Origin of the sequence: Kitasatospora mediocidica KCTC 9733, from assembly GCF_000744225.1 — a bacterium.
GTDB classification, from domain to species: Bacteria; Actinomycetota; Actinomycetes; order Streptomycetales; family Streptomycetaceae; genus Kitasatospora; species Kitasatospora mediocidica.
In genome coordinates this window covers 1,318,239-1,332,774 of sequence record NZ_JQLN01000005.1, presented here as the reverse complement: position 1 = coordinate 1,332,774, position 14,536 = coordinate 1,318,239, and the positions used below count along the sequence as shown (strand labels likewise).

Genomic DNA, 14,536 nt, shown 5'->3' with positions numbered 1-14,536 from the left:
ATGCGCGGCAAGGGCATCAACTACGACACCGGTTTCAGCCCCGCCGGGGACACCTCCCGGCCGGAGTTCCACGCCGATCAGGTCCGTGAGGAACTGCGGGTGATAGCAGAGGAGTTGCACTGCACGGCGGTGCGGATCTCCGGCGACGACCCGGAGCGGCTGAGCATCGCCGCCGGCTGTGCGGCCGAACTCGGCCTGGAGATCTGGTTCGCACCGTTCCCCTGCGACCTGACGCCGCAGGAGATGCTGCCCTGGTTCGAGGACTGCGCCCGGCGGGCCGAGCGGGTGCGTGCGGGCGGCGCCGAGGTGGTGCTGGTCACCGGCTGCGAACTGTCCGTCTTCGCGCAAGGGTTCCTCCCCGGGGACGGCTTCGCCGAGCGGGTGGCCAACGTCGCGGCCCCCGACCCCGAGCTCTTCCGGCCCTACGGGAACATCGCCGGACGGCTGAGCGCCTTCCTGGCCGAGGTGGCCGCCCGGGTCCGGCCGCACTTCGGCGGCCCGCTGAGCTACGCGTCCGGCCCCTGGGAGGAGATCGACTGGACGCCGTTCGACATCGTCGGCGTCGACGCCTACCGCGACGAGCACAACGCCGACCACTACCGGGACGAGCTGCGCGCGCACTTCGCGCACGGCAAGCCGGTGGCGGTCACCGAGTTCGGCTGCTGCGCCTACCAGGGCGCGGCCGCGCGCGGCGCGATGGGCTGGGACGTCGTCGACGACGACGCCGAACCGCGCCGGGTGGTGGGCGAGTTCGTCCGGGACGAGCAGGTGCAGGTCCGTTACCTGCGCGAGCTGCTGCCGGTCTTCGAGGAGGAGGGCGTGGACGCGGCCTTCTGGTTCACCTTCGCCGCCTACGGCGCGTCGCACGACCGCGACCCGCGCTTCGACCTCGACCTGGGCTCGTACGGGGTGGTGCGGATGGTGCCGGGCGGCGGCCGTCCGGGGCTGGGCTGGGAGCCCAAGCTGGTCTTCGACGCGCTCGCGCAGGCCTACGCGCCGGCCTGTGTCCCGACCTGTGTCCCTGCTTGTGTCCCAGCCTGTGTCCCTGTCCGTGTCGCGACCAGTGCACGGGCCTGAGAACGCGCCGGTGCCCGGGCTGCGGCGAGGCGGCCCGGGCACCGGGGTGCTGCGGAAGGCGCAGGTCAGGACGCGGGGTCGGGATCCGCCTGGACCGGGATGGCCTGGCTGCCGGTCCGTCGGGGAGCTGCTTCGGCGGGGGTGGCTGATCCGGCGGACACGGGGGTGTCGCCGGTGGCGTTCATCGAGCCGAGCAGCTGACGGGCCAGGCCCAGGCCGGTGCCGCCCATGGTGAGGGCCTTGGCGAACATCTCGCCCATGCCGTCGGCGCCGTTGAGCAGCACCATGTGCTCGACGTTGCCGAAGGCCTCGGCGCCGGCCCGCACGATCTCGGCCCAGTTCTCGGCCAACTGCTGGGCGACCAAGGCATCCTGGTTCTCGGCCAGGGCTTCCGAGCGGGCCTTGAGCGCCTCGGCCTCGGCGAGGCCGAGGGCGTGCGCCGCGGCGGCTATGGCCTGGCCCTTGGCCGCCGCGGCGGCCGCTTCGGCTTCGCCGGTGGCCCGGGTGGCGTCGGCGGCGGCGAGACCGCGGGCCTTGGTGGCCTCGGCCTCGGCGAGCGCGGCGATCTTCACCCGGTTCGCCTCGGCGACGGCCTTCAGCTCGGTCTCCCGGGCCTGCGCCTCGGCGGCGGAGATCCGCGCGTCGCGGTCGGCCTCGGCCTTGGTGCGGGTCTCGTACGCGCGGGCGTCGGCCGGCTTGCGGACCTCGACCTGCAGCTGCTGCTCCTTGCGGTGCGCCTCCAGCTCGGCGACCTTCGTCTCCTGGACCACCACCTCCTGGCGGGAGGCGGCCTCGGCGAGCGGTCCGGCCTGCAGCGCGCGGGCCGCCGCAGTGTCCATCTCGGCCTGGTAACCGGCCTGCTGGATACCGGAGTTGCGGGTGGCCTCGGCCTTGCGGGCGAAGGCCTCCTGCTCCGCCTCGGTGGCCTCCCGGTCGGCCGCGGCGGCCGCGATCCGGGCGTCGCGCTGGACGGCGGCGGCGTGCGGGGCGGCCAGGTTCTTGATGTAGCCGGTCGGGTCCAGGATCTCCTGGATCTGCAGCGAGTCGATGATCAGCCCGAGCTTCTCCATCTCGGAGCCGGACGCGGCCCGGGTCTCCCCGGTCAGCCGCTCGCGGTCGCGGATCATCTCCTCGACCGTCAGCCCGCCGACGATCGAGCGCAGGTGGCCGGCGAAGACGTTGTGGACCCGGTGGCCCATCATCTTCTGCTGGTCCAGGAAGCGCCGGGCGGCATTCGCGATGGAGACCTGGTCGTCCCCGACCTTGAAGATCACCACGCCCTTGACCTGCACCGGAATGCCCTGGGACGTCACGCAGCCGACGTCGAGGTCGGCCTCGTTGAGGTCCAGCGAGAGCTTGCGGACCACCTGCACGCCCGGCGTGACGAGCGTGCCGCGCCCGGTGACCACGCGGAACCCGAGGCCGTCGGCGACACCCTCGGTGCGGTGCCGCGACCCGGAGATGATCAGTGCCTCATTGGGCTCGGCGACCCGCCACATGAGCTTGAAGAGCACGACGACCAGAATGACTGCTGCGGCGACCCCACCGCCGACGATGCCGAAGAACATCGGCTTTTCCCCCTTCAGGGCGCACGACGTCCCGTGACTGCGCTCGGTTGTGCAGGATGGCGCGGAACCCCGTGGCGAATGGAGATTGTGCGCCGTTTCGGATCAGTTGGGAAGCCCGGGGGGATCACCCGTACGCGGGGGCCACGAAGACCGTCCGCGGCGGCTGGTAGTCGACCACCACGACGGGTGTGCCGACCGGCAGCAACTCCCCCGGCGCGGCCGGGTAGGCGAGGAACGCCTCGGTCCCCTGGCGCTGCGGTACGTGCACCAGCACCTCGCCCACCAGCCCCGGTCCGACCCTGCCCGTGACCCGTCCCGTGCAGCCGATCATGCGTGCGTGCCCCCTTCCGCCACCCGTTCCCCGCGGAGCGGCGAACCGCCTCCCAGTCTGCCGCACTGGCCGGGACCTGCCCATACTCCGGACCCCCCTCTGGACCCCCGGGCGCGCTGCCGCTACCTTGGGGACGTCTTTTGTGCAGGCAAGACCGCCTGCAGAACGGGAGCTCGGAGCACCGGGCTGAGAGGGCGCTGACAGGTACGCGGGCCGCGTACCGATCGCTGCGTCGACCGCAGGAACCTGGACCGGGTAATGCCGGCGTAGGGAGTAAGAGGGTCTGATGACCATTTTTGATGCACGTTCGGCTGCCTCCACGCAGAACGACGGCGACGCCGTGACCAGCGCCGCAACCGGCTACCCGACCCCGGCGTGGCGCAAGGCCTACCGCCAGGGCTCGCGCCCCGACCTGCGCGTCCCCTTCCGCGAGGTGCACCTCACCAACGGCAGGACCGTCCCGCTGTACGACACCTCCGGCCCGTACACCGACCCGGAGTACCAGCCCGACGTCCGCCGCGGCCTGCCCGCGCTGCGCGACCCGTGGATCCGCCAGCGCGGCGACGTCGAGGAGTACGACGGCCGCGAGGCCCGCCCCGAGGACGACGGGATCAAGCACACCTCCCCGCGCGGCGGAAACCTGCGCAGCCTCGACGCGGTCTTCCCCGGCCGCCCGCGCCGCCCGCTGCGCGCCCGGGACGGCGTCGCGGTCACCCAGCTCGCGTACGCGAAGTTCGGGATCGTCACGCCGGAGATGGAGTTCATCGCCCTGCGCGAGGGCCTGGAGCCCGAGTTCGTCCGCAACGAGGTGGCCACCGGACGGGCCGTCATCCCGCTGAACGTCAACCACCCCGAGGTCGAGCCGGTCGCCATCGGCACCAACTTCCTGGTGAAGATCAACGCCAACATCGGCAACAGTGCGGTGACTTCGTCGATCGAGGAGGAGGTGGAGAAGATGACCTGGGCGACCCGCTGGGGCGCCGACACGGTCATGGACCTCTCCACCGGCCGCAACATCCACACCACCCGCGAGTGGATCCTGCGCAACTCCCCCGTGCCGATCGGCACCGTGCCGCTCTACCAGGCGCTGGAGAAGGTGGACGGCAAGGCCGAGGAGCTGAGCTGGGACGTCTACCGCGACACCATCGTCGAGCAGTGCGAGCAGGGCGTCGACTACATGACGGTGCACGCCGGCGTGCTGCTGCGGTACGTCCCGCTGACCGCCCGCCGCAAGACCGGCATCGTCTCGCGCGGCGGATCGATCATGGCCGCCTGGTGCCTGGCGCACCATCAGGAGAACTTCCTCTACACGAACTTCGAGGAACTCTGCGACATCCTGCGCGCCTACGACGTCACCTTCTCGCTCGGTGACGGCCTGCGCCCCGGCTCGATCGCCGACGCCAACGACGAGGCGCAGTTCGCCGAGCTGCAGACCCTGGGCGAGCTGGGCCGGATCGCCCGCGCCAAGGACGTCCAGGTGATGATCGAGGGACCGGGCCACGTCCCGATGAACAAGATCAAGGAGAACATGGATCTCCAGCGGGAGATCTGCGACGAGGCGCCGTTCTACACCCTGGGCCCGCTCACCACCGACGTCGCACCCGGCTACGACCACATCACCTCCGGCATCGGCGCCGCGATGATCGCCTGGTGGGGCACCGCGATGCTCTGCTACGTCACGCCCAAGGAGCACCTGGGCCTGCCCAACCGCGACGACGTCAAGACCGGCGTGATCACCTACAAGATCGCGGCCCACGCCGCCGACCTCGCCAAGGGCCACCCCGGCGCCCAGGCCTGGGACGACGCCCTGTCCGACGCCCGCTTCGAGTTCCGTTGGCAGGACCAGTTCGACCTGGCCCTCGACCCGGAGACGGCCCGCGCCTTCCACGACGAGACGCTGCCCGCCGAACCGGCGAAGACCGCCCACTTCTGCTCGATGTGCGGCCCGAAGTTCTGCTCGATGAAGATCAGCAAATCCATCAATGAGAAGTTCGGCAACGGGCAGGCCTCGCCGGAGTACGACGCGGACGCCGTCGAGGGCATGAAGGCCAAGTCCGAGGAGTTCGCGGCTCAGGGCAACCGGGTCTACCTCCCGCTGGCCGACTGACGGCACCCGCCGGCCACCCGGGCCGGGAGCACCGTCCAGCTCCCGGCCCCGTCGGCGTGTGCACGGCTGCTCTGGGAGGCAGGAGGGGGCTTCCCAGCGCAGTGCCCGGACGTACTGGTATGCCTCGGCATCCGACTACCGGATGGCCGGGCCCCGTCCGGATCGCCAGTCGTCGATCCGCTTGCGGATGCTCGGGACCATGGCCAGGCCGTTCACGTCATCCGGCTTGAACCAGGCCACCTCGAACGACTCGTCGGACACTCGCAGTTCTCCGCTCGTCGGCCGAGCGAGCAGGCAGATGGAGAACTCCTGGCGCACTTCGCCGTCGTCGTAGGCGAAGACGTGGCCGGGGTTGGTGTAGGTCCCCACAATGCCCGTGATCTCCACGTGGATGCCGGTCTCTTCGAAGGTCTCCCGGATGCCGCACCCCGCGAGTGATTCGCCCAGCTCCATCTTTCCGCCGGGCAGCGCCCACATCCCGTTGTCCGTACGCCGCTGGAGCAGGATGCGGCCTGACTCGTCCACGACGACCACTGAGGCGGCTGGAACGAGGCTGTTGGGCTTCGGTGCGTTCGGGTCGTCCTCGTAGTCACGCCTGGCCATGTTGCGCTCCCTCCCAGATGTTGCGCCCGCGACTCCAGAGTTCTTCGACGTGATCGGCGAACCGATCCAACATGCCGTCGTCCTGCGCTCGCCTCAGGTGCATCATCGGCGAGTCATGGCCGACCCTGCGGGCGAGGATCGGCGTCACGATCATCTCGTCATCGAACCGGAAGACGGACAGGTTGACGTGTCCGGTCTCGAACCGCCCCTCGATGTCCCCAACGCCCCGCAGCCGTTGCAGCTCACTCAGCGTCACGGCGATACGGGTGGACAGGGTAAGCGGGACGCCCTCCTCGGCCTCGCGAGCCCGAGTGACAGGACTGTCCGGATCGCCGATAAGGAATCGGATCCGGCAACCGGTCTGGGCTTTCCGGCGGAGCGCGCCGGCCAGGTTCGCCTGTTCCAGCCACAGGAAGGACCAACGAGTAGAGACCGGACTCGCTGATGATGGAAAGCTGCTGGTCACCGCCAAGGGTGCGGATAGTATCCGTACCCTTCTCGTCGTCGTCGAGCCCACGTACGGCACGTCGTGAACAGCGAGAAGCAGGTGCCGATGATGTGGCGCCACCGCTTCATCATCGACTCGTGGGCCTGGGAACTTCCCATGGAGCTGATCGAAGCCCACGAGACACCGGCCGCAGCCCCAGCCCGCGAGGTGCTGGAGGAGACCGGCTGGACAGCCGGCGAGATGAAGCCGCTCATTTACGCCTCAGTAGCGCCGTTACCTGCCGGACCTGGTGCTCGATGTCTGCTGTGTCGGCCCGCTCTGAGCGGCCGGGGGCTGCTCGGAGCAGGGCAGTCCTACCGGATCACGACCTGGAACTGTGCGGTGTCGTCCTGCGGGGTCGGGTCGCCGGGGAGGGTTGCTTCGACGGTGCCGGTGAGCACGCCTGGGGGCATGCCGGAGGAGACGGAGAGCGGGAGGTCGGCGCCGGCCGTCTCGCCGGGGTGGAGGCCGGCGGGGAAGGTGCAGGTGACGGTGTGGCCGAAGGGGAGGATGGTGCAGCTGGTCGGGGAGGTGGGGTTGGCGAAGGAGACGCCGGGCGGGACGTGGACGGACAGGGTGAACGGCTGGGTGGTCGTCGCGTCGCCGTTGTTGATCACGTGGGCGTGCACCGTCGAGTTGCCGCCGGAGGCGACCAGAACCGGGGCCGGTGCCAGTACCAGAAGGTCCGGGCCGCGCGGGGCGTCGGCCGCTGCTGCGGGCGTTGCCGTGAGCAAGAGCGCCAGCACCGGTACCGCGAACGAACTGCGGAACATCGTCCTCACCTGCTTCAGCTGCGAATCCGTCCGGTGCGGCCGGGCGACCGCACCACGCCCATCGTGTGGCTCGCGCGGCCGGGAGGAGGTGAGCACGTGGCCGGATGAACCCCGATGGGGGACCGGGGGAAAGAATGGCGGAATGACAGATCATCTGAAGACCCCCCGCCGGATCGCCGATGACTACGTCGAGCAGGTCGCCGCAGCAGATCCGGCGACGTCCGCCAGGCTGGGCCTGCACCTGGACGACGACCGGCAGCCGGACCTGTCGCCGCAGGGGCTGGAGGCCGCCGCCGAGCTCGCTCGCGCTGCGCTGGCCGCGCTCGATGGCGCACCCGTCACCGCGGACCCCGCCGAGCTGGCGTGTGCCCGGCTGTTGCGGGAGCGGCTCGCGGCGGGGCTGGCCGTGCAGGAGGCCGGCGACAACTTCCGTCAGCTGTACAACACGGGTGCGCCGGTCCACCAGTTGCGGGGGATCTTCACGATGATGCCGACCGCCACCGAGGAGGACTGGGCGGTGGTGGCCGGCCGGTTGCGCAACCTGCCGGGGGCGCTGGACGGTTACCGGGCGACGCTGACCGAGGGGATCGCGCGCGGGCTGCTCGCGGCGCCCCGGCAGGCCGGTGTCGTGGCCGGGCAGCTCACCGCGTGGACCGGCGAGGACACCGGTGGTGCCGGGTGGTTCGCCGACTTCGTCGCGGACGGGCCGGAGCGGCTGCGTCCCGAACTGGACCACGCGGCCGGCCGGGCGACCGCCGCCGTCGGCGCGTTCCGCGACTGGCTGCGGGACGACTACGCCTGCGCCGCCGAAGGGACCCCGGACGGCGTCGGCCGTGAGCGCTATCTGCGCGCCGCCCGCTACTGGACCGGCGCCGACCTCGACGTGGACGAGGCCTACGCCTGGGCCTGGGACGAGTTCCACCGGATGCTCGCGCAGATGCGGGCCGAGGCCGGCCGGGTGCTGCCCGGGGCCACCGTGCTGGAGGCGATGGGACATCTGAACGGGCACGGCCACGCGATCAAGGGGGAGGAGGGTATCCGCGACTGGTTGCAGCAGGTCATGGACGAGGCGGTCGACGCCCTCGACGGGGTTCACTTCGACATCTCCGGCCCGGTCCGCAACGTCGAGTCCCGCATCGCGCCGCCGGGGAGCGCCGCCGCGCCGTACTACGCGGGCCCGAGCCTGGACTTCAGCCGTCCGGGCCGCACCTACCTGCCCACGCTCGGCCGGGAGTCCTTCCCGACCTGGCAGCTGGTCAGCACCTGGTACCACGAGGGGGTGCCCGGCCACCACCTGCAGCTCGCGCAGTGGAACGTGGTCGCCGACCGGCTCAGCCGCTACCAGGTCACGCTCGGCAAGATCAGTGCCAACGTGGAGGGTTGGGCGCTGTACGCCGAGCGCCTGATGGACGAGCTCGGATTCCTCACCGATCCCGCCAACCGCCTGGGCTACCTGGACAAGCAGATGCTGCGCATCATCCGGGTGATCATCGACATCGGCATGCACCTCGGTCTCGCCATCCCCGCCGACTCCGGTTTCCACCCCGGTGAGCGCTGGACCCCGGAGCTGGCCACCGCGTTCATGGCCGCCTACCACGGCAGCCCGGCCAAGCGCCGCTCCAGCGAGATCGACCGCTACCTCGGCCGGCCCGGCCAGGCGATCGGCTACAAGCTGGGCGAGCGCGCCTGGTTGCAGGGCCGCGCGGCGGCCGAGCGGCGCCTCGGCGGGGCCTTCGACCTGAAGGCCTGGCACATGAAGGCGCTCTCGCAGGGGTCCTTCGGCCTGGACGACCTCGTCGACAACCTCGCGGCGCTGTAGCGCGGGAGGGGGGTAATCCCTGTCGCGGGCGGCGAGGCTGGGTCAGGATGGTCCGCATGGCAGAGGAATCGAGCACCCCGCGCAGCATCGCCGACGACCATCTCGACCGGGTCGCCGCCCTGGACCCGATGGTGGCCACCTGGATGGGGGTGAACCAGGGTGACGCGCGGCAGTTGGACCTGTCGTCGGACGGCTTCGACGCGCGCGCCGCGCTGGCCCGGCGGGCGTTGGCGGAGCTCGACGCGGCGCCGTCCGTGCCGGGGGCGGCGGAGGAGGAGGTGTGCGCCCGGTTGCTGCGGGAGCGGCTGACGGCGGAGCTCGCGGTGCACGAGGCCGGTGACCACCTGCGGCAGTTGCGGATCATCGGGTCGCCCGTCCAGTGGGTGCGGGAGATCTTCACCTACATGCCGACCGAGACCGACGAGGACTGGGCGCTCGTGGCCGGCCGGATGCGCAACATGGCCGGGGCGCTGGAGGGTTACCGGGCCACGCTGACCGAGGGGATCGCGCGCGGGCTGCTCGCGGCGCCCCGGCAGGCGGCCGCGGTCGCCGACCAGTACGCCGCCTGGACCGCCGCCGACTGGTTCACCGGCTTCGTCGCGCGGGGATCCGACCGGCTGCGGCCCGAGTTGGACGCGGCCGCCCGTCAAGCCACCGCCGCGGTAGGCGAGTTCGGCGACTGGCTGCGCGGCAGCTACCTCCCTGCCGCCGAAGGGAGCCCGGACGGCGTCGGCCGTGAGCGCTACCTGCGCGCCGCCCGGTTCTGCACCGGCGCCGACCTCGACCTGGACGAGGCGTACGACTGGGCCTGGAGCGAGTTCCACCGGATGAACGCCGAGCTGCGGACCGAGGCGGACCGGGTGCTCCCCGGCGCGAGCCCGCTGGAGGTGGTCCGGTACCTCGACGAGCACGGCCACACGGTCGTCGGCGCGGAGGGGATCCGGGTCTGGCTGCAGGAGTTGATGGACGAGGCGATCGAGGCGCTGGACGGACGGCACTTCGACATCGCGCCGCCGGTGCGCCGGGTCGAGTCGCTGATCGCGCCCGAGGGCAGCGCGGCGGCGCCGTACTACTCGGGCCCGAGCCTGGACTTCAGCCGTCCGGGCCGCACCTACCTGCCCACGCTCGGCCGTAAGGCCTTCCCCACCTGGCAGTTGGTCAGCATCTGGTACCACGAGGGGGTGCCCGGGCACCACCTGCAGCTCGCGCAGTGGAACCTGGTCGCCGACCGGCTCAGCCGCTACCAGGTCTCGCTGGGCAAGGTCAGCGCCACCATCGAGGGCTGGGCGCTGTATGCCGAGCGCCTGATGGACGACCTCGGCTTCCTCACCGAGCCCGCGCGGCGGTTCGGCTTCCTGGACGAGCAGATGCTCCGCACCATCCGCGTCATCGTCGACATCGGCATGCACCTGGGCCTGGCGATCCCCGCCGACTCCGGTTTCCACCCCGGTGAGCGCTGGACCCCGGCGCTGGCGGCGGAGTTCATGGCGGCGTACAACGGGAGCCCGGCCGAGATGCGCGCCAGCGAGATCGACCGCTACCTCGGCTGGCCGGGCCAGGCGATCGGCTACAAGCTGGGCGAGCGCGCCTGGTTGCGGGGCCGCGAGGTGGCCCGGCACAGGCTGGGCGGGGCCTTCGACCTGAAGGCCTGGCACATGAAGGCACTCTCCCAGGGCTCGCTGGGCCTGGACGACCTGGCCGGCAACCTGGCGGCGCTGTAGGGGTGGCGACAGCGCCATGGCGGAACCGGCGGCGGGGCGGGTGCGTCGAACCGGGGTCTGAACCCGGATGTCGACGGAGGCTGCTGATGATGCGTCAATGGATGCTCGCGCTCTGCTGTGCCGCCGTGCTGGCGGGGGCGGGCGGCTGTGCCGCGCAGCGCTCGACGGGACCGATCACGGTCGGTCTCTCCTCGGTGAACCCGGGAGGTCCGATGCGCTCGCCGGCCCCGCCGGTCGCCGTCACCGGGGCACCGACGCCGGTGCCGGCACCGGCGCCGACCTCGACGCCGACGTCCGACCCGGCGCTGGACGCCGCCGCAGCAGCCCTCGACGGGCAGGGCCGCACCCGCTACGCCGACGTGTACGGCACGCTGGCGGTGGACCCGCCGCACGGCCGGGTGCTGCTGTACGTGACGGACACCGCGCGCGGGCAGGCCCTGGTGGCCGCCGCCCGCCGCGCGGCGCCGGGGACCGCCGGCACGCCGGTCGAGGTGCTGGCGTGCCGCTACGCGCGCCGGGACGTGGACGCGGCCTCCGAGCGGGTCTTCGCGGCCCAACAGGCCCATCTGCTGGCTTTCGAGGTCTTCTCGGCGAGTGCGGACCCGGACGGTTCCGGTCTGCGGGTCGAGGCGTCGGCGGCGGCCCTCGCCTCGCCGGAGTTCGTCCGGGCCGTCCTGGCAGCGGCCGCGCCGGTGAGTACGGCGGTGGTCCTCGGGCAGCCGTTGGTCCCGGCCGACGCGGTGGGCCCGACGGGTTGACGGATGCGGGGCCGGCGCGGCGGCGGGCGCACGTAGGGTGGCCGGGTGGAGCTGACCATGATTGACATCGCGCCCGGGGATCGCGCTCTGCAGAGCGACGTCGCGCCGCTGATCCGTTCGCTTCGCCCGGGGTTGAGCCCGACGGGCTTCGCGGCATTCGCGGCGGAGGCGTACGGGCAGGGGCTGGTCTTCACGGCCGCCTACGACGAGCGCGGGCGGTGCGTCGCGGTGGCCGGCCACCGGATGCTGGCGACCAGCCGGGGCCGGGTGCTCTTCATCGACGACCTGGTGACCGACCCGCAGGTCCGCTCCGGCGGGATCGGCGGGTGGCTGCTGGCACAGCTGGAGGACCGGGCCCGGCAGGCGGGCTGCGTCCGGATCGAGCTGGACTCCGGGGTGTCGAACCACGGGGCCCACCGCTTCTACCACGCACGACGGATGGCGATCGTGGCGCTGCACTTCGCGCACGATCTCTCGACCGGACAGTAGGCACGGACTCACGAACTCACGGGGAGCGCGGATGGTGGTACCGAGAGGTCTGCACGTCGTCAACGAGGGGCTGGCCTTCCTGGCCGAGCTGGCGGCCCTGGGGTTCCTGGCCTGGTGGGGGTGGACGGCGGTCGACGAGCTCGCGGTCCGGATCCTGCTGGGGCTGGGCGCGCCGGTGGCGGCCGCGGCGCTCTGGGGGCGGTACGCGGCGCCCCGGGCCGTGGTGCGGCTGCCGTTGCCGGGGGTGCTGGCGGTGAAGGCGCTGGTCTTCGGCGCCGGTGCGGTCGCGCTCGGGGCGGTGGCGGGCGTGGGCTGGGGGATCGGCTTCGCCGTGTTCGTCCTGCTGAACACGGCGCTGGCCACGGTGGACCGCGGTGCGTTGATGCACCGTCGCCAGGAGGCCGACGGCCCGGGCGGCCCGGACGGTCAGACCTCGTCCGGGCCGGTGAAGCCCGGCGGGCTGTAGCCGGGGCTGCTGAACTCGGTGGGTCGCGGCTCGCGGCCCTCGGGGTCGGTCACGCCCTCGACGCCTGGGCTGGAGAAGCCGGGGCTGGCGTAGGCCGCGCTGCTGTAGCCGGGGCTGCTGAACTCGGGGGCGGCGGTGGGCCGGCGGCCGGGCGGTCGCGGCGCGAGGGCCGGTGCCGAGTCCAGGTTGGCCAGCAGGTACGGCAGCAGGCCGCGCTCGCGCAGCGCGTGCTGCCAGGCGGCCCGGGCCTCGGCCACGCCGGCCCGCAGCTCCGGGTCCTCGCCGCCGGGCCCGGCCGCGCCGTCCCGCAGCGCGGTGAGCACCAGGCCGACCAGCCCGATCACCAGGGAGGCGGCGGCCACCGCGGCCGCCGCCCAGCCCGACAGGAGCACCGAGCGGCCGTAGCCGACCCCGCTGTCGGTGCCGGTCAGGATGTAGCCGGTGAGCAGCAGCAGGATCGCCGCGCCGACCGACAGCATCGGGACCAGCACGGTCAGCACCGGCCAGAGCCCCCCGCCGCCGGGCGAGCTGAGCTGGGCCAGCAGCTCTGTGGTGGTCTGCGGCCCGGGCCGCCCGGGCCGCTTCGGGCGGTCGTCGACCACCGGGTGAGACGTTCGCGGGCCGTCCCGCAGGCCGTCCCGCAGTTCGGCGTAGTGCAGGTACTCGTCGAGGGCCGCCTCGGCGATCAGGTCCTGGTCGAAGAGTGCCTTGGTGCGCAGCTGTTCGGCGTTCAGGCCGGTCTGGCGCTCTCGCAGGGCAGCGAGGATCGTGCTGTCGCGCAGTGCCTCGTCGAGGGTCCGCCCGAAGTCCGGACGGTCCTCGGCGCGCAGGTGCGGGGCGTGGTTCATGACTACCCCGTTCGCTCCGTCAGGGAGGTGGACGGCCACCGGCAGGCTCGGGGCGGCCGACGTGGGTGGGCGCGGACGCCTGGGGTGGTCCCTCGATGGTAGGGGCCGGGGGGCCGGTGCTGACAGTCCGTTTCCAGATATTCGACTGCGAACCAGGTCAGCGACCCTGTGGACGCGCGGTCAGTCGAGCGGCAGCCGGGCGACCAGCAACCGGCCCTCCATGGTGACCCCGCCGTCCATCGCGACGGCCAGCTCGTCCGCGTAGATGTACGGGCCGGGCACGTACGGGCGCTCGCCGCTGTCCGAGTTGGCCTCGCCGGTCAGGTACGGGATCGGGCTGTGCCCGTGCACCACCCGGTGACCGCCGTACGTCCCGAGCAGCTCGCCGGCCGCCGTGGGGCCGCCCGGGCCGCGGAACGCGAACCGCTTGGTGAACCGGCGGAAGGCGTCCCACCACTCGTCGGCGCCCTCGTCGGCGAGGAGGTCGTGGACGGCGTCGTTGACCTCGTCGATGGAGGCGCCGTACTCCAGGTACGACGTGGTGTCCGAGTGCAGCAGCAGGTGGCCGTCCTCCAGCGCGATCGCCGGCAGCCGGGAGAGCCAGCTGATGTGGTGGCCCTCCAGCCGTTCCAGGTCGTGCTGCTGGCCGCCGTTGAGCAGCCAGGCGGCGCGGAACGAGGCGGTGCCCGCGGTGGACTGCACGGGCTCGTCGCCGTAGCGGTGGGCGCCGAGGAAGAGCAGCTCGTGATTGCCCATCAGGGCCCGGCAGTACCCGCCGGCGGCGGCCGCCTCGGCGGCCAGCTGCATCACCAGGTCGATGACGCCGATGCCGTCCGGGCCGCGGTCGGTGAAGTCGCCGAGGAACCAGACCCGCGAGCGGCCGGCCGACCAGTGGCCCTCGGCGTCGATCAGGTTCTGCCGGCGCAGCTCGCCGACCAGCTCGTCGAGGTAGCCGTGCACGTCGCCGACCACGTAGAGCGGGCCGACCGGGCCCGGGTCCTCGACCGGCTGGTAGCCCGCCGCGCGGAGGTCCTCCTCGGTCAGCGGCGGGCCGAGCTCGATGGTCGGCGGATCGTCGTGGTCCAGGGGCCGCACCTGGCCCTGCGCCGCTGCCTGGTCGTGCCCGGGCACCTGCGCCTGCCCGTGGGCCTCGCCCACCGGCCAGTGCTGCTCCAGGTACCGCGCGCCGCCGTACCCGCTGTAGGTCGGGTCCTGCCCGACGACCTGCTCGCCCGGTGAACCCTGGTACTCCTGCTGCGGATTGGGCTCGTGATACGAGCCGTACGGCAGCACGTCGAGGTCCTGGTGCGGGTGGGGGCCTGAGTGGGACAGATCAGGCCCGGGGAAGCGGTCCTCGGGAGTCATTCGCCCATCATAGGAAGACCACTCTCCCGTCGTCCTCACCCGGTGGGTATCCAATCTGTACGAACGTACCCCGCCAGGCCCCGCCGGGAGGCCCGGACCGGTCGGCGCGCACCCGCCGACCGCC

At 72.3% G+C, this 14,536-nt stretch carries 14 protein-coding genes and 1 pseudogene; 8 read left to right on the top strand and 7 right to left on the bottom strand.

The genetic code is table 11. The features are described from left to right. Nucleotides 1–1,077, top strand: a complete 1,077-nt coding sequence (locus BS80_RS19900) for a hypothetical protein (protein WP_063772015.1) — start codon at nucleotides 1–3, stop codon at nucleotides 1,075–1,077. 65 nt (nucleotides 1,078–1,142) lie between these two features. Here the strand turns inward: BS80_RS19900 and BS80_RS19895 are convergent, their stop codons facing one another. Both BS80_RS19895 and BS80_RS19890 read right to left on the bottom strand, forming a co-directional pair. After that, on the bottom strand, nucleotides 1,143–2,645 hold the full coding sequence (locus tag BS80_RS19895; protein WP_035799223.1) for an SPFH domain-containing protein: 1,503 nt from the start codon (nucleotides 2,643–2,645) through the stop codon (nucleotides 1,143–1,145). 124 nt (nucleotides 2,646–2,769) lie between these two features. Continuing rightward, the gene (locus BS80_RS19890) at nucleotides 2,770–2,976 is read right to left on the bottom strand and encodes a hypothetical protein (protein ID WP_035799221.1); all 207 of its coding nucleotides are present in this window, start codon (nucleotides 2,974–2,976) and stop codon (nucleotides 2,770–2,772) included. A gap of 286 nt (nucleotides 2,977–3,262) precedes the next feature. Here BS80_RS19890 and thiC point away from each other — a divergent pair, with 286 nt between their 5' ends. Then, entirely contained in the window at nucleotides 3,263–5,083 is a 1,821-nt protein-coding gene (gene thiC, locus BS80_RS19885) for a phosphomethylpyrimidine synthase ThiC (protein WP_035799218.1), read from the top strand. Nucleotides 5,084–5,218: 135 nt separating this feature from the next. Here thiC and BS80_RS19880 read toward each other — a convergent pair whose 3' ends face one another. Further along, nucleotides 5,219–5,686 carry an NUDIX hydrolase gene (locus tag BS80_RS19880; RefSeq protein WP_035799216.1) on the bottom strand — a complete coding sequence of 156 codons (468 nt, stop codon included), beginning with the start codon at nucleotides 5,684–5,686 and terminating at the stop codon, nucleotides 5,219–5,221. After that, complete coding sequence (locus BS80_RS19875) at nucleotides 5,673–6,152, bottom strand: DUF5919 domain-containing protein (RefSeq protein WP_232246629.1); 480 nt, start codon at nucleotides 6,150–6,152, stop codon at nucleotides 5,673–5,675. Before BS80_RS19875 ends, BS80_RS19880 begins: the two co-directional genes overlap by 14 nt. 87 nt (nucleotides 6,153–6,239) lie before the next feature. Here BS80_RS19875 and BS80_RS44120 point away from each other — a divergent pair. Beyond that, nucleotides 6,240–6,320 (top strand): annotated as a pseudogene (locus BS80_RS44120) (NUDIX hydrolase); the annotation flags it as partial. A 167-nt stretch (nucleotides 6,321–6,487) separates the two neighbouring features. On the opposite strand, the gene BS80_RS42905 reads toward BS80_RS44120, so the two are convergent. After that, nucleotides 6,488–6,946 (bottom strand): hypothetical protein, encoded by a 459-nt coding sequence (locus BS80_RS42905; protein WP_035799214.1) that lies wholly within the window; start codon nucleotides 6,944–6,946, stop codon nucleotides 6,488–6,490. A gap of 142 nt (nucleotides 6,947–7,088) precedes the next feature. Between BS80_RS42905 and BS80_RS19865 the strand changes: the two genes are divergently transcribed. The 5 genes from BS80_RS19865 (at nucleotide 7,089) to BS80_RS19845 (ending at nucleotide 12,199) form a co-directional block, all read left to right on the top strand. Beyond that, entirely contained in the window at nucleotides 7,089–8,765 is a 1,677-nt protein-coding gene (locus BS80_RS19865) for a DUF885 domain-containing protein (RefSeq protein WP_035799213.1), read from the top strand. 56 nt (nucleotides 8,766–8,821) lie between these two features. Next, nucleotides 8,822–10,486 carry a DUF885 domain-containing protein gene (locus BS80_RS19860; RefSeq protein ID WP_035799212.1) on the top strand — a complete coding sequence of 555 codons (1,665 nt, stop codon included), beginning with the start codon at nucleotides 8,822–8,824 and terminating at the stop codon, nucleotides 10,484–10,486. Nucleotides 10,487–10,572: 86 nt separating this feature from the next. Beyond that, nucleotides 10,573–11,244, top strand: a complete 672-nt coding sequence (locus tag BS80_RS19855; protein ID WP_157536403.1) for a hypothetical protein — start codon at nucleotides 10,573–10,575, stop codon at nucleotides 11,242–11,244. A gap of 57 nt (nucleotides 11,245–11,301) precedes the next feature. Further along, nucleotides 11,302–11,733 (top strand): GNAT family N-acetyltransferase, encoded by a 432-nt coding sequence (locus BS80_RS19850; RefSeq protein WP_198045562.1) that lies wholly within the window; start codon nucleotides 11,302–11,304, stop codon nucleotides 11,731–11,733. Nucleotides 11,734–11,764: 31 nt separating this feature from the next. After that, nucleotides 11,765–12,199, top strand: a complete 435-nt coding sequence (locus tag BS80_RS19845; protein WP_051966813.1) for a YrdB family protein — start codon at nucleotides 11,765–11,767, stop codon at nucleotides 12,197–12,199. Here BS80_RS19845 and BS80_RS19840 read toward each other — a convergent pair. Then, complete coding sequence (locus tag BS80_RS19840) at nucleotides 12,160–13,047, bottom strand: hypothetical protein (protein ID WP_035799209.1); 888 nt, start codon at nucleotides 13,045–13,047, stop codon at nucleotides 12,160–12,162. The two genes, BS80_RS19845 and BS80_RS19840, sit on opposite strands and share 40 nt — an antisense overlap. A 180-nt stretch (nucleotides 13,048–13,227) precedes the next feature. Next, nucleotides 13,228–14,412: a metallophosphoesterase gene (locus BS80_RS19835; protein WP_083974938.1), complete on the bottom strand. Its 1,185-nt coding sequence runs from the start codon at nucleotides 14,410–14,412 to the stop codon at nucleotides 13,228–13,230. Between the last annotated feature and the right edge of the window lie 124 nt (nucleotides 14,413–14,536).

Excerpts from the sequence above, each read along its gene's own strand:
- BS80_RS42905 (WP_035799214.1), bottom strand. The coding sequence starts at position 6,946 with ATGTTCCGCAGTTCGTTCGCGGTACCGGTGCTGGCGCTCTTGCTCACG.
- BS80_RS19850 (WP_198045562.1), top strand. The coding sequence starts at position 11,302 with ATGATTGACATCGCGCCCGGGGATCGCGCTCTGCAGAGCGACGTCGCG.
- BS80_RS19860 (WP_035799212.1), top strand. The coding sequence starts at position 8,822 with ATGGCAGAGGAATCGAGCACCCCGCGCAGCATCGCCGACGACCATCTC.
- BS80_RS19855 (WP_157536403.1), top strand. The coding sequence starts at position 10,573 with ATGATGCGTCAATGGATGCTCGCGCTCTGCTGTGCCGCCGTGCTGGCG.
- BS80_RS19840 (WP_035799209.1), bottom strand. The coding sequence starts at position 13,047 with ATGAACCACGCCCCGCACCTGCGCGCCGAGGACCGTCCGGACTTCGGG.
- BS80_RS19880 (WP_035799216.1), bottom strand. The coding sequence starts at position 5,686 with ATGGCCAGGCGTGACTACGAGGACGACCCGAACGCACCGAAGCCCAAC.
- BS80_RS19845 (WP_051966813.1), top strand. The coding sequence starts at position 11,765 with ATGGTGGTACCGAGAGGTCTGCACGTCGTCAACGAGGGGCTGGCCTTC.
- BS80_RS19900 (WP_063772015.1), top strand. The coding sequence starts at position 1 with ATGCGCGGCAAGGGCATCAACTACGACACCGGTTTCAGCCCCGCCGGG.
- BS80_RS19835 (WP_083974938.1), bottom strand. The coding sequence starts at position 14,412 with ATGACTCCCGAGGACCGCTTCCCCGGGCCTGATCTGTCCCACTCAGGC.
- thiC (WP_035799218.1), top strand. The coding sequence starts at position 3,263 with ATGACCATTTTTGATGCACGTTCGGCTGCCTCCACGCAGAACGACGGC.
- BS80_RS19865 (WP_035799213.1), top strand. The coding sequence starts at position 7,089 with ATGACAGATCATCTGAAGACCCCCCGCCGGATCGCCGATGACTACGTC.
- BS80_RS19890 (WP_035799221.1), bottom strand. The coding sequence starts at position 2,976 with ATGATCGGCTGCACGGGACGGGTCACGGGCAGGGTCGGACCGGGGCTG.
- BS80_RS19895 (WP_035799223.1), bottom strand. The coding sequence starts at position 2,645 with ATGTTCTTCGGCATCGTCGGCGGTGGGGTCGCCGCAGCAGTCATTCTG.